Below are 13,438 nucleotides of genomic sequence, written 5' to 3' on the forward strand. Positions count from 1 at the left end.
TGGCTCGCCGACTGGCTCCTCGCACGGGCACTCGCCCACGCGAGCGGTGGCGACCCGGTCCCGCTGGAGCCGCTCGACGACGTGCTCGAGCTGGAGGCGCACGCCGTCTCGGCACGCCGGGCGCGCGAGCGTGGCGGCCGGCGTCCCTAGGCCGCGGAGCAGTGTGGGCGCGAGGCCGGCCTAGAGGAGGCGGTCACGTGCGGCGTCGAGCACGCTGCTCGCGAGCCCTGCGCCTCGGAGGTAGGCCTCCGCCCCACCCCAGCGATCGCCGATCTCGGCGATCAGATCGACCATGCCCTGCCGAGGGGCGAGGCCGATCCGCGCGCGTCGCGCGCGCTCGACCGCGTCCGCTGCCTCGTCGACCCAGAGCTGGTGCACCGGGGCGATGTTCGGCCCGCTCTGTGCGTAGTCGTCCGCGATCTCACCGGCATCGACGTCCGCGAGGAGCAGGAGCAGGGCGCAGACGACGCCGGTGCGATCCTTGCCCGCCTGGCAGTGGACGACCACGCCTCCGGCGGGCGCGTTCGCGATCGCGGCGACCGCGGCGGCCACGTTCTCCGCGAAGAGGCTCAGGATCTCGGCGTAGACGGCGCGGGTCGACCCGGCCGGCGTCCGCTCCGCCACCGCGACGCGCTCGATGTGCTCCTCGAGCTCCGGCGTCCAGGTGCCGAGCAGGGGCACGTGACGGACCTCGACCGGGCGCTGCGCGGGCGCCGCCGCCGTGTTGTCCTCGACGAGCCAGTCGGCGCTGTCCCGCAACGGCCTGTCCGCGGCGACCTCGTCGGGCGACCGCAGGTCGACGATGGACGTCACCCCGTACTCCTGCAACGACGCCCAGCCGTCCGCCGTGAGGCTGCTGACCGTATCGGAGCGGACGACCGCGCCCCAGCGCGTCGTCGCCCGCGAGTCGCGCCGCAACCCACCGAGGTCACGGGCGTTGACGCAGGCGTCCCAGGCGAGCGCCCGGCTCACTCCACCCACACCGCCCCGAGGTAGACGCACGAGTCTCCCGGCTGCCACCGGCGCAGGAACCGCTGGATCGGCGGGTGCACGACGACGCCGTCGAGGTCGTCGACATCGAAGAGCCGGTGCCCGCGCACCGCTTCGTCGCGCGACACGACCTCGATCAGGGAGCCTGTCAGCTCGCCCGCGAAGACCACGTGCACAACGTGCTTCGACCAGAGGCTCTGATCGGGCGAGATCGACTCGACGATCAGCACCGGTCCCTCGAGCGGAAGCTCGTCCCCGCCCTCGAGCAGGCCGGTCTCCTCGGCGAGCTCGCGGAGGAGCGCGTCCGTGAGCGTCTCGCCGCCGCGCACGCCGCCGCCGGGGAGCAGCCAGTGCTCGCGCCCGTGCTTCTCGTGCCTGATCAGGAGGATCTGGCCGTGCCATCGGAGCACGGCCGACACCCGGATCCGCGGCTCGGGCCTCATGCCCCCGTCGACCCGAAGCCGGCCGTGCCGCGGTCGCTCGCGGGGAGCTCGGGGGACTCGACGACGCGTATCGACGGAACGGGCACGACGACGAGCTGCGCGATCCGCATCCCGGGCTCGACGGTGAACGGCCGTTCGGTGTCCGTGTTCAGGAGCACGACCTTCACCTCGCCCCGGTATCCGGCGTCGACCAACCCGGGCCCGTTGACGATCGAGATGCCGTAGCGGGCGGCGAGGCCGGATCGCGGCACGACGAGGCCCGCGTGACCGGCCGGGACGGCGACGGCGATCCCGGTCCCGACGAGGGCGCGCCCGCCCGGGGGGAGCGTCACCGGCTCGGTCGCCGCGAGGTCGAGACCGGCATCGCCGGGGTATGCGCCGTCCGGGAGCACCGCGTCCGCGTGGAGTCGGGTGACGGGGAGCTCGATCACGCTCTCGCCGCGCGGTCGTCCGTGCTGCCGGCGACGAGGAATGCGGCGAAGCGCCGCACCTCCCGGTGGGGAAGCCGGGCTCGGATCAGCACGCCGTCCTCGGTGTCGGATCGCTCCTCGATCGGAGCACCGAGCGCGTAGAGCGCCGACAGGGCGCTCCCTTCGTCGTAGGGAACGAGCAGGCGCACGTCCTCGAACCGGTCGGCGAACCGCTCTGCGACGCGCGCCTTCAGCGCGTCGAGCCCTTCCCCCGTCACCGCCGAGACGGCGAGGGCGTCGGGGAACCGGTTCGCGAGACGCCGACGGGCCACTGCATCGAGCTGGTCCACCTTGTTCAGCACGAGCTCCACGGGGAGCGCGCTCCCGCCGATCTCGTCCAGCACCGACTCCACGGCAGCGATCTGCTCGACCAGCCGACCCTCGGGAAGCGCGGCGTCGGCGACGTGCAGCACGAGGTCGGCGACGAGCGTCTCCTCGAGCGTCGACGCGAAGCCCTCGACGAGCTGCGTCGGGAGACGACGGATGAACCCGACGGTGTCCGTGACGAGATACCGCTTCCCCTCGAGCTCGAAGCCCCGTGTCGTCGGGTCGAGCGTCTCGAAGAGACGGTCGGCAACGGGAACGTGGGCGTCGGTGAGGGCGTTCAGCAGGGTCGACTTTCCGGCGTTGGTGTAGCCGGCGAGGGCGACGGTCGGGGTCTCGGCACGCGCGCGCTCCTTGCGGCGAATCTGCCGCTGGGCGGCAAGGCCCCGGAGACGCTGCTTGAGCAACGCAATCCGTCGACGGGCGATCCGTCTGTCGCTCTCCAGCTGCGTCTCACCCGGCCCGCGCGTTCCGACTCCGCCCCCGAGTCGCTCGAGGTGCTGCCACATGCCCCGCATGCGTGGCAGGTTGTACTCAAGCTGCGCGAGCTCCACCTGCAGCTTTCCCTCGGCGCTCACCGCGTGCTGGGCGAAGATGTCGAGGATCAGCTGGGTGCGGTCGACGACACGCGCCGAGAGCGCGTTCTCGAGCGCGCGCTGCTGCGTCGGCTCCAGCTCGTCGTCCACGAGGAGCACCTCGGCGCCGGCCTCTGCGTAGGTGGACGTCAGCTCCTCGAGCTTGCCCTTGCCCACGTAGGTTCGCCGATCCGCCCGCTCACGATGCTGGACGAGCTCCGCCACCACGTCGACGCCCGCCGTGCGTGCCAGCTCCCGCAGTTCGAGGAGCTCCTCGGACCCGTCGACGCCCTTGGGGAGCACCGCGACGACGAGCGCGCGCTCCGCGCTTGCCCCCGGAAGCGGATCGGGCTGGCGTCCGGTCATGCCCTGGAGTATGAAGGTAGCCTCCGCGCGTGGCATCTCTCGCGGACCGGCTCGCCGCACGGGCGCTCGAGCTCGTCGACATCCCGTCCGAGAGCCTCGACGAGGCCGCGATCCGCGCCCACGTGCGCTCCCTCGTGCCGTCCTGGATGGAGGGCGAGACGATCTGCGAGGACGCGGCCCTGTACGTCGGGCCGCGCCGTGACGGCGCACCGCTCGTCGTCCTCGCAGGCCACTACGACACGGTGCCTGCGCAGGACAACCTCCCCGGCCGCCTCGTGGACGGGGTCGTCCACGGCCTCGGTGCAAGCGACATGAAGGGCGGTCTGGCGGTCGCCCTCGAGCTCCTCCGCGACCTCCAGCGTGCCCCTGCCGGCCCGGTCGACGTCGCGCTGCTCGTCTTCGGGCGGGAGGAGCTGCCGCAGGCGTTCAATCCCCTTCCGGAGCTCTTCGAGCGCTCCACGCTCGTCCACGACGCCAGCCTCGTGATCCTCCTCGAACCGACCGCCGGCTTCGTGCACGCCGGGTGCCTCGGCAACCTCAACGCACAGCTCCGCTTCCACGGCGTGAGCGGGCACTCTGCCCGGCCGTGGCTCGCGGAGAACGCGATCGAGCGGGCGATCGAGGGGCTGGCGCCGCTGCTCCGGCACGAGCGACGCGCAGCCGTCGTCGACGGGCTCACGTTCTGGGAGGTGTTGAGCGTGACCCGGCTCGAGGCCGGCATCGCCGACAACGTGATCCCCGATCTCGCCGTCGCCCATCTGAACTTCCGGTTCGCTCCGGACCGGACCGAGCACGATGCCGTCCAGTACCTCCACGCTCTCGTGCCCGCGGACGCCGAGCTCGAGATCCTCGGCACCGCTCCGGCCGGAGCCGTCGCCGCCGGCTCCCCCCTCGTCGCGCAGCTGGTCGCCGCGGGTGCACACGGCATCGATCCGAAGCAGGCGTGGACGAACGTCGCCGACTTCACCGCGCAGGGCATCGACGCCGTGAACTTCGGTCCCGGCGATCCGGCCCACGCGCACCGCCGTGACGAGCAGGTCGCCGTCGACGCACTCGTGCACACGTACGACACGCTGCGACGTCTGGTCGTCGGATAGCGTCCGCCCGTGCCGCTCTCACCCATCCTCCGTCATCAGGCGACGTATCCGTTCGTGCTCCTCAACCGACGGGTTCAGGAGCGACGCGAGCAGGGCCTCGAGGTGATCGATTTCGGCATGGGCGACCCTCGCGAGCCGACCGATCCCCGCATCATCGAGGCGCTCCGGGAGGGTGTCCGGGATCGGATGGGCTACCCGGCGGCGGTCGGCCTCCCCGAGTTGCGCGAGGCCGTCGCGCAGTGGTGCGCCAGGCGGTTCGACGTCGCCGTCGACCCCGACCGCCACGTCATCCCCACCCTCGGGTCGAAGGAGGCGATCTTCTCCTTCGCGCAGGTCGTGCTCGACAACGACGCCGGTCGCGACACCGTCGTCGTGACCGAGCCGGGGTATCCGGTTCCCGAGCGCGGCGCGCTGTTCGCGGGTGCGAACGTGCTCGCGCTGCCGCTCACCGAGCAGTGCCAGTGGCTCCCCGACCTCGAGGGGGTGTCCGCGTTCACGTGGCGCCAGGCCGCACTCGTCTGGGTCAACTACCCGAACAACCCCACCGGCGCGATCGCCCCGCTCTCGTTCTACGCGCGCCTCGCGGAGCTCGCCCGCGAGCACGGCTTCGTGCTCGCCTCGGACGAGGCGTACTCCGAGCTGTGGACGGACCAGGCTCCTCCGTCCGCGCTCCAGCTCGACGACTGGACGAACGTCGTCGTCTTCAACACCCTGTCGAAGCGCTCCTCGATGACGGGGTTCCGCAGCGGCTTCGTCGCAGGCGACCCGGTGCTGATCGACGGGCTCAGGAAGTTCCGCCCGAACGTCGGGACGGCACCGCAGGAGTTCGTCCAGAGAGCGTCGATCGTCGCGTGGTCGGACGAGGAGCACGTGGAGCGGGCCCGTGCGACCTACCGCCGGAAGCGGGAGACGGTGAGCGCCGCACTGGAGGCCGCGAGCCTGCGGGTCGCCGGCGGCGACGCGACGATGTACGTCTGGGCCGCGGTTCCCGACGGTGAGACGTCGGAGGGCTTCGCCCTGCGACTGCTGGAGCTCGGTGTCGTCGTCGCGCCCGGGTCGTTCCTCGGGCCCTCCGGGGAGGGCTACGTGCGCTTTGCGCTCGTCCCCACCGAGGAGGAGTGCGCACGGGCGTCGGAGCTCCTCGCCCAGGGGGTCTGACCGGGACCGCTACACGCGCTCGACGGAGCGCCCTCGGGCGCACCGGGGCGCACGGTGCCCGCGGGTCCGCGATCATCCCCGTCGTGGAGATCGCGGACAGGATCGACGAGCTGTGGGAGAGGGGCGAGGTCGACGCCGCCCCGATCGAGGAGGCGATCGCCCTGCTCGACAGGGGCACGATCCGCGTCGCCGAGCCCGCGGGGGACGAATGGGTCGTGCACGAGTGGGTGAAGAAGGCGATCCTGCTCTACTTCCGCTTGCGGAAGGTCGAGCCGATGGAGGTCGGCGGCCTCCAGTTCCTCGACAAGATCCCGGTGAAGCGCGACTACGCGGAGCGCGGGGTCAGGGTCGTCCCGCCGGGAGTGGCACGCTACGGCTCCTTCCTGTCGGAGGGCGTGGTGCTGATGCCGGGCTACGTCAACATCGGCGCCTGGGTCGGGCCCGGAACGATGGTCGACACCTGGGCGACGGTCGGCTCCTGTGCGCAGATCGGCGCCGACGTCCACCTCGCGGGCGGCGTCGGCATCGGTGGCGTGCTCGAGCCGCCCCAGGCCGCGCCCGTGATCGTGGAGGACGGGGCGTTCATCGGGTCGAGAGCCGTGATCGTGGAGGGTGTCCGCATCGGTGAGGGAGCGGTGATCGCCCCGAACGTCGTGCTCTCCGCATCGGTTCCCGTGATCGACGTCACCGGCACGGAGCCGGTCGAGTATCGGGGCGTCGTCCCGCCCCGCAAGGTCGTGCTCCCGGGCGTGCGGGACAAGCACTACCCGGCCGGGACGTACGGCCTTCCGTGCGCGCTCATCGTCGGCGAGCGGAGCGCCTCGACAGATCGCAAGACGTCGCTCAACGACGTCCTCCGTGAGTTCGAGATCGCCGTCTAGTCGCCCGCTAGGCGATCGAACGGTCGTGGAAGACGGCCTCGACGTTGTTCCCGTCGGGGTCGAGCAGGAACGCGCCGTAGTACCCGGCGTGGTACTGCGGACGCAGACCCGGCGCTCCGTGGTCGCGGTACCCGGCGTCGATGCCCGCGCGGTGGAAGGCGTCGACCTCGGCGCGTGAGCGTGCCGCGAAGGCGATGTGGACGTCGTGCGTCACCGGTCGCCCGTCGGCCGCGATCGAGAAGTCGCCCCACATCGCCCACTTCCACTCCGCGTTCTCCCAGTCGAGCTCGTGACCGAGAGGCGCGAGCACCGTGGAGTAGAAGCGCGTGCTCGCCTCGAGGTCGGACACGCGGAGCGTGACGTGGTCGATCATGGCGCGCCGCTACGCGTCGTCTGCACCGAACGACCGAGCGGCCACGAGCGCGTCGAAGACGACGAGGAGCGGGGCCCGGTCGCCGACGAGCACGTTCACCTGGTAGGCGCGACCGTCGATTGCGATCTGTGCGACGCCTGCACGCCCGTCGAAGCAGGAGAGGTACTCGCGCTGGAGTCGCAGCGCGATGAGCTCCCGGCGATCGGTCGGCACCGCGCTCGATGCGACCCCGGTCCGGCGGATGACGACGACCGCGGCTCCGTCGACGGGAATGCGGTAGGACGCGATGAGGCACGGCGTGCGCCGCGGAACGACCCCGTCCGTTCCGATCACGAGGATCGTCTCCGCGTCCGCCGTCGTCGTTCCCGGGGCGGCCTCGACGGCGCTCCACGCTGGCGGCACGCGCATCGAGACGCTGTCGTCGACAGCGAGCACACGCCACGACGCCGCAGTGGCCGCTGTGGCGGTCACGAGAGCGACAACGGCTATGGCCGCCGAGACTCTCCCCATGTCCTGAATGGTACGACGGAAACCGAGGCCTGCCTAGTGGGTGGTGCCAAGACCACCGACACCGGTCGCCGCTGCGGCCCTCGACCAACCCGTCTCGAATCGGTACGACCACGAGCTGCTCCACCGCGCGGGATGCGCTCGGCGTCTCGCACGCAACCGCACCGCCAGCATGCGGCGGGCACTAGATCGTCGTCGAACCGGCCATGACTCGCGCTACCGGGCCGACGAGCGAGGCGCGGCCCGCCGTCAGCCGAACCGTGAGCCGTCCTCCGGGAAGACGCACCTCGACGGGCGACTCGCACCAGCCACGTGCGACCGCGACCCCCGCCGCGGCCACCGACGACGAGCCCGAGGCCGCGGTCTCCCCCGCTCCGCGCTCCCACACCAGCACGTCGATGGCGTGTCGGTCGACGACGGTCAGCAGCTGGACGTTCGTCCGGGCAGGGAAACGCGGATGTACCTCGATCGCCGGCCCGAGCCGCAGGAGGTCCTCACGGACGAGCCGGTCGCACCGAACGACGGCGTGCGGGTTGCCGACCGAAACGGGCGTGAGCTCGACCGCCTCGCCGGCGACCTCGATCCACTCGGGTTCGCCGACGGCGTACGGCCCGAGCACGACCTCGACCTCCCCGGAGGCGTGGATCTCCCCCGGGACGTCGCGGTCGACGGTGGTCACCGTCGTCCGCTGCGTGCCGGCAACCGCTCCCAGCCAGGCGGTGGCGATCCGAAGCCCGTTTCCCGACATCTCCGCCGTCGACCCGTCCGGGTTCCAGATCGTCACGTGCCCGCGTGATCCCTCGTGCTCGAGGACCTCGAGCACGCCGTCCGACCCGATACCCGTCGTCGGATCGCAGAGGCGTCGGACGCGGTCGGGCGTGAGCACGCCGCAGTCGGGCCTCGCGACGACGAGGTAGGTGTTCCCGAGGGCGTCCCACTTCTCGAACTGCACCCGGTGAGGCTAGCGCGGGGACACGCCGGCCAGGGCGAGGATCTCGGCAGCGATCTCCGAGGAGGGAGCGCACCCGTCGACCTCCACGATACCGGGGATCCGCCGCATCCACTTGCGCTGGTACGCGGCGTACCGGCGCGTCCGTACGACGATGCGGTCGAGTGCCTCGCGGTGATCGAGGGTCGCGATCTCGCGCAGCCCGAGAGCGGCCTCCGCCGTCCTCGAGACGGTGCCGGCGATCACGTCCCGGACCTCGTCGACGACGCCTGCTGCGAACATCGCATCCGCTCTCGCCACGATGCGTGCCTCGAGCTCCTGCTCCGGAACCTCGAGCCCGAAGATCATGGTGGGCCGCCGCGCGTCGTCCGCCCACAGCCGGCTCTGCGGCGGTGCCAGTGTGGCCCCCGCCTCGGCCAGCTCGAGCGCGCGGACGACACGCCGCGTGTCGTTCGGGTGCACGAGCGCGGCGGCTGCGGGATCGAGCGCCTCGAGCCGCCGGTGGGCGGCCTCGGGATCGCTGCCCACCTCGCGCTCGATGCGCTCCCGGACACCCGGCGCCGGTGCCGGTGGCACGTCGAGCTCGGAGAGGGCGGCACGGAGGTAGAGGCCGGATCCCCCTGCGACGACGACGATGCCGTGCCGTGCGACCACGTCGTCGATCGCGGCGTGGGCGAGCGGCCCGTACTCCCCGACCGACATCGTCTCGTCGAGCTCGCGGATCCCCACGAGGCGGGTCGGCCTGCACGGCTGGTTCGTGAGGATCGGGAGGCCGCGATACACCTGGAGCGCGTCGGCGGACACCACCTCGGTCGCGAGCGCGTCGGCGAGGGCCTCCGCGACCGCCGTCTTGCCCGAGGCCGTCGGCCCGAAGAGTGCGATCACCTCGATCGCGCGCGGCGGCCCCATTCGGCGCTACGCGGCGACGAGCGACGCCTCGCGTCCGCGAAGCGTCGTCGAGGTCGCGCCCTCGACGAGCACGTCGACGAGCTCTCCGGGCGCTGCGGAGCCCTCGAAGTTCACCGTCGTGTTGCGGCGCGTCCGGCCGCGACGCAGCGCGGGATCCGTGCGGCTGGGGCCCTCGACGAGCACCTGCTCGAAGCGGCCCACACGCTGGACGTTCCGTTCGGCAGCGATCCGTTGCACGGCCTCCACGAGACGCTCGAGGCGTGCCCCCTTCACGTCGTCGGGAACCTGGTCGGGCATCTCGGCAGCCTCCGTCCCACGTCTCGGTGAGTAGATGAACGTGAAGGCGGAGTCGAAGCGCACCTCCTCGACGACCTCCAGCGTCTCCTCGAAGTCCCGATCCGTCTCTCCGGGAAAGCCGACGATGACGTCGGTCCCGAGCGCGACGTCGGGGATCGCCGAGCGAAGCCGGTCGACGAGCCCGAGGTAGCGCTCGCGCGAGTACGTCCTTCGCATCCGCTTCAGGACCCGCGTCGACCCCGACTGCAACGGGAGGTGCACGTGCTCGCAGACCGCGGCGCAGTCCGCGATCGCGGCGATCACGGGCGACCTGAAGTCCTTCGGGTGCGGGCTCGTGAACCGGATGCGCTCGATGCCGTCGATCCTGTCGACCGCCCGCAGGAGCTCCCCGAACTCCGTGTCGAGCGCCGGCCGCAGGTCGCGCCCCCAGGAATTGACGTTCTGACCGAGCAAGGTCACCTCCCGCACGCCCTCCGCCGCGAGCCGTGTGACCTCGGCGACGATCTCCCCTGGCCGTCGGCTCTGCTCCCGCCCCCGTACGGCGGGGACGATGCAGTAGGAGCAGGCCGAGTTGCATCCCATCGAGATCTGCACCCAGGCCTGGTGGCGCCGCTCGCGGTACGTCGGGAGGTCGGCTGCGAAGTGCTCGTGCGACCCGAAGCGCCCACGGTCGACGGCGAACCCCCCGGCCGAGATCCAGTCCCCGAGATGGGGGATCGAGCCGGGGCCGAAGGCGACGTCGACGAACGGGTAGAGCTCGAAGATCCGCTCCCGCTGGGCCTCGGCGTAGCACCCGCCGACGGCGATCACGGTGTCGGGATGTCGGCGCTTCCGCGCGGCCGCGTCACCCAGGTAGGCGGCGAGCCTGGTATCCGGCTTCTCGCGGATCGTGCACGTGTTGAACACGAGGACGTCGGCCGTCTCGGGCCGGTCGGACTCCCCCAGGCCGAGCGACTCGAGCATGCCCTTGATCCGCTCCGAGTCGTGAGCGTTCATCTGGCAGCCGAAGGTGGTGACGTGATACGTGCGGTACATGGGAGGAGGGGTGTGCCGTGACGACCAAGAGTAGCGTCCTCCGTCTCCTCCCCTCCGCCCGCGCCGGGGACGTTCGCGCCCGCGGGGGCTCCGTCTTCGTCACCGAGTGCGACCGGTGCACCGCTGCCGCGCCGGCGCCGACACGTGCGTGCGCACCGTCACCGATCGACGGCGTCCGCAGAGCACGGGCGGGGTCGGCGCAGCTTCCGTCGGCTGCGTGTGGGAGTCTCTCGGGTGGAACGGGGGATGTCGCTGTTCTGCCCGCCGACCCGCGCGACGCTCACGCTCCGTACGAGCTCTCGACGAGGAGGCGAGTGAGCCGCGGCCGGCGGCGTGCAGCGACGTTCTCGGCCGTCCAGCCCCACGGGCCGCGTGACCCCGGGAGCAGCCTGATCGCATGCTCACGGGTCGCGTGCACGACACGGTACGCCTCCCGGTCACGGTAGTCGGTGGTGTGGCACGACTGTGCCTTCAGGAACTCGCACGCGTGGATCGCCTCCAGCGGCGTCAGTGTGTAGCCGGGATCCTCGTAGACGTACTGCTCGATCTCGTCGTCGGTGAGACCGATCGGCCCGGGGCGGTCGCCCGAGACGTGGTGGGGATAGCGGGCCGCGACCGAGCGCAGGTTCTCCGTCCACAGCACGCGACCCGCGTAGGACGGGTTCTCGCCGAGCTGACGCAGAGCACCGCCCCCGTCGGGGCTCGTCACCCACCAGGCGAGTGGTGCGGCCATGTCCTCGAACGGGCTCGCACCGAACCTGACAAGGAGATCGATGTGGATCCGGTCGACAAGGTACGCGCTCATGGTCTGTCCCCCTTATCCGTCGCCAGCGTCAACCCCCTCGGGTCGAGGCGTACAGTGTGGCCGACGACGACGGCATCGTCATCCGTAGAAGCCACGGAATGGATCACGGCCGGCAGACGCACGCCTTCGCGCCCGGTCGCACTCCTCACGTCCCGACGGCGCGGAGGCAGGTACCCGCCTCATGGGCGACAGGAGCCGTTCTCACCGCCTCCGGCTGGTCACCCTTGCCGGATCACCACGAGAGCCGCAGACGGGCGTACAGGCGTTCGTATCCCCCCACGGGGCGCGTGGGTCGACGACCGGGCGGGGACGGGGACGCGTCCCGTCGATCGGCCGCTGCCGCGCCGGGCACCCTCGAGTGTGGTGTGCGCTGCCGGAGATTCCGAGTAGGATCGACCCGTGCCGAGCGTCGTCGACGACCTGCAGCGCGTCCCGCTGTTCAGCGGGCTGAACCGCCGCCAGTTGCGGCGCGTCGCCTCCGGGTTCACGGAGCGCGACTACGCACCGGGCCGAGCCGTCGTGCGCGAGGGGCACATGGACGGCATCGGCCTGTTCATCGTCGCCGAGGGCACCGCAGCGGTCGACGTCGGCGGCAAGCGGGTGGGCACGCTCGGCCCCGGTGACCACTTCGGGGAGCTCGCCGTGATCAACCGGTCGGAGCGCTCAGCGACGGTGGTCGCCGAGACGCCGCTGCGCTGCCTGATGATCGCGTTCTGGGACTTCCGGAAGCTCGCGACCGCACACCCCGACGTGCTGTGGAAGCTGCTGGAGCAGCTCGCGGCCGTCCTCGCCTCAGAGCGCGAGCGGCGCGCGCTCGCCGAGGCGCAGAACCTCTGACGCGTCCGGGGCGCATGCGATCGCGATCGCCGCGGACGAGGCTACTCGTGCGCGTGCGCGACGAGTGCCCAGGCCGCGATCACGCCGAACCACACGACGCCGATCACGATGCCGATCACCTCGAACTCCGTCACTTCGCGACCTCCACGGCCCGCGACTCCCGGATCACGATCACCTTCACCTGCCCAGGGTATTCGAGCTGGTCCTCGATCTCCCTCGCGATCTCGAAGGAGAGCAGGGCCGCACCCTCGTCGTCGATCTCGGACGGCTCGACGATCACGCGAACCTCACGACCTGCCTGGAGTGCGTACGCCTTCGCCACCCCGGACTTGGCGGTGGCGATCTCCTCGAGCGACGACAGCCGCTTGATGTAGTGCTCGAGGCTCTCGCCACGGGCGCCGGGGCGCGAGGCGGAGATCGCATCGGCCGCGATCACGAGGACGGCCTCGACCGTCTGGGGCTGTACGTCGTAGTGGTGCGCCTCGATCGCGTGCACGACCCCCTCCGACTCGCCGTACCGGCGGGCGAGCTGCCCCGAGACGAGGGCGTGCGACCCCTCGACCTCGTGAGTGGTGGCCTTGCCGATGTCGTGAAGGAGGGCAGCGCGACGTGCGGTCTTGACGCTCGCACCGAGCTCGGCGGCCATGATCCCCGCGAGGTGGACGACCTCGAGCGTGTGCTTGAGGACGTTCTGCCCGTAGCTCGTCCGGTAGCGGAGCCGCCCGAGGATCTTCACGAGCTCCTCGTGGAGCTGCCCGCAGTGCGCCTCGAAGACGGCCTGCTCGCCGGCCTGCCGGACGTGATCCTCGAGCTCCGTCTTCGACTGGTAGTACATCTCCTCGATCCGCGCAGGGTGGATGCGGCCGTCTTCGATCAGCTTCTCCAACGTGACGCGAGCGATCTCCCGACGCAGGCCGTCGAAGGACGAGAGGACGACCGCGTGCGGCGTGTCGTCGATGATGAAGTCCACGCCCGTCAGGTGCTCCAGGGCGCGGATGTTCCTCCCCTCCCGACCGATGATCCGGCCCTTCATGTCGTCGGACGCGAGCTCGACGACCGTCACCGTCGTCTCTGCCGTGTGGCTCGCGGCGACGCGCTGCAGCGCGTCCGCGACGAGTGCCCGCGCCCGGCGTCGGGACTCGGTGCGCGCCTCCTCCTCGAGCTGGCGCACGCGCCGTGCCAGGTCGTGGCGGACGAGGTCCTCCGCCCGCTCGAGCACGATCGCACGGGCCTCGTGCTCGGTGAGGCCCGCGATCCGCTGGAGCTCGCGACTCGACTCGTCCTTCACGCTCTTGAGCTCGTCCTGCAGCTGCCGGACGTGCAGCTCGCGGTCGGTGACGCCCTGCTCCCGCCGCTGGAGCTCGTCGAGCTTCTCCTCGACGTCGGTCTCGAGCTGCACCACGCGCTGCTCGACCTTCGCCA

15 protein-coding genes are annotated in these 13,438 nt (G+C 71.4%); 4 read left to right on the forward strand and 11 right to left on the reverse strand.

What is annotated here, in order from left to right:
* Window positions 1-180: 180 nt before the first annotated feature.
* The 4 genes from AC162C_RS12390 to hflX are packed head-to-tail and all read right to left on the reverse strand — an operon-like array spanning window position 181 to window position 3,168.
* Complete coding sequence (locus AC162C_RS12390; protein ID WP_484097809.1) at window positions 181-972, reverse strand: tyrosine-protein phosphatase; 792 nt, start codon at window positions 970-972, stop codon at window positions 181-183.
* Entirely contained in the window at window positions 969-1,433 is a 465-nt protein-coding gene (locus AC162C_RS12395; protein ID WP_484097810.1) for an NUDIX domain-containing protein, read from the reverse strand. Before AC162C_RS12395 ends, AC162C_RS12390 begins: the two co-directional genes overlap by 4 nt.
* Window positions 1,430-1,861, reverse strand: coding sequence for a dUTP diphosphatase (gene dut, locus AC162C_RS12400; protein ID WP_484097821.1), 432 nt, complete (start codon window positions 1,859-1,861; stop codon window positions 1,430-1,432). The genes AC162C_RS12395 and dut overlap by 4 nt, the downstream gene beginning before the upstream one ends.
* Window positions 1,861-3,168, reverse strand: coding sequence for a GTPase HflX (hflX, locus tag AC162C_RS12405; RefSeq protein ID WP_484097811.1), 1,308 nt, complete (start codon window positions 3,166-3,168; stop codon window positions 1,861-1,863). Before hflX ends, dut begins: the two co-directional genes overlap by 1 nt.
* Before the next feature lie 29 nt (window positions 3,169-3,197).
* Between hflX and dapE the strand changes: the two genes are divergently transcribed.
* From dapE to AC162C_RS12420, 3 genes are all read left to right on the forward strand, one after another.
* Window positions 3,198-4,265, forward strand: a complete 1,068-nt coding sequence (gene dapE / locus AC162C_RS12410) for a succinyl-diaminopimelate desuccinylase (RefSeq protein ID WP_484097812.1) — start codon at window positions 3,198-3,200, stop codon at window positions 4,263-4,265.
* 9 nt (window positions 4,266-4,274) lie between these two features.
* Window positions 4,275-5,423, forward strand: a complete 1,149-nt coding sequence (locus AC162C_RS12415; RefSeq protein ID WP_484097813.1) for an aminotransferase class I/II-fold pyridoxal phosphate-dependent enzyme — start codon at window positions 4,275-4,277, stop codon at window positions 5,421-5,423.
* Window positions 5,424-5,506: 83 nt separating this feature from the next.
* A complete protein-coding gene (locus AC162C_RS12420; protein WP_484097814.1) occupies window positions 5,507-6,304 on the forward strand; it encodes a 2,3,4,5-tetrahydropyridine-2,6-dicarboxylate N-succinyltransferase in 798 nt (265 codons plus the stop codon).
* A 7-nt stretch (window positions 6,305-6,311) separates the two neighbouring features.
* On the opposite strand, the gene AC162C_RS12425 is transcribed toward AC162C_RS12420, so the two are convergent.
* The 6 genes from AC162C_RS12425 to AC162C_RS12450 form a co-directional block, all read right to left on the reverse strand.
* Window positions 6,312-6,677 carry a VOC family protein gene (locus AC162C_RS12425; protein ID WP_462973601.1) on the reverse strand — a complete coding sequence of 122 codons (366 nt, stop codon included), beginning with the start codon at window positions 6,675-6,677 and terminating at the stop codon, window positions 6,312-6,314.
* A gap of 9 nt (window positions 6,678-6,686) precedes the next feature.
* The gene (locus AC162C_RS12430) at window positions 6,687-7,148 is read right to left on the reverse strand and encodes a hypothetical protein (RefSeq protein ID WP_484097815.1); all 462 of its coding nucleotides are present in this window, start codon (window positions 7,146-7,148) and stop codon (window positions 6,687-6,689) included.
* A gap of 220 nt (window positions 7,149-7,368) precedes the next feature.
* The gene (gene dapF, locus AC162C_RS12435) at window positions 7,369-8,136 is read right to left on the reverse strand and encodes a diaminopimelate epimerase (protein ID WP_462973599.1); all 768 of its coding nucleotides are present in this window, start codon (window positions 8,134-8,136) and stop codon (window positions 7,369-7,371) included.
* A gap of 9 nt (window positions 8,137-8,145) precedes the next feature.
* Complete coding sequence (gene miaA, locus AC162C_RS12440; protein WP_484097816.1) at window positions 8,146-9,042, reverse strand: tRNA (adenosine(37)-N6)-dimethylallyltransferase MiaA; 897 nt, start codon at window positions 9,040-9,042, stop codon at window positions 8,146-8,148.
* A gap of 6 nt (window positions 9,043-9,048) precedes the next feature.
* On the reverse strand, window positions 9,049-10,374 hold the full coding sequence (gene miaB, locus AC162C_RS12445) for a tRNA (N6-isopentenyl adenosine(37)-C2)-methylthiotransferase MiaB (RefSeq protein WP_484097817.1): 1,326 nt from the start codon (window positions 10,372-10,374) through the stop codon (window positions 9,049-9,051).
* A 280-nt stretch (window positions 10,375-10,654) separates the two neighbouring features.
* Entirely contained in the window at window positions 10,655-11,179 is a 525-nt protein-coding gene (locus AC162C_RS12450; protein ID WP_484097818.1) for a hypothetical protein, read from the reverse strand.
* Between the two features lie 399 nt (window positions 11,180-11,578).
* Between AC162C_RS12450 and AC162C_RS12455 the strand changes: the two genes are divergently transcribed.
* Window positions 11,579-12,016: a cyclic nucleotide-binding domain-containing protein gene (locus AC162C_RS12455; protein ID WP_484097819.1), complete on the forward strand. Its 438-nt coding sequence runs from the start codon at window positions 11,579-11,581 to the stop codon at window positions 12,014-12,016.
* A gap of 130 nt (window positions 12,017-12,146) precedes the next feature.
* Here the strand turns inward: AC162C_RS12455 and rny are convergent.
* Window positions 12,147-13,438 (reverse strand): ribonuclease Y (rny, locus tag AC162C_RS12460; RefSeq protein ID WP_484097820.1); only part of this gene is annotated, 1,292 nt, incomplete at its 5' end.

Source organism: Gaiella sp. (assembly GCF_057140465.1).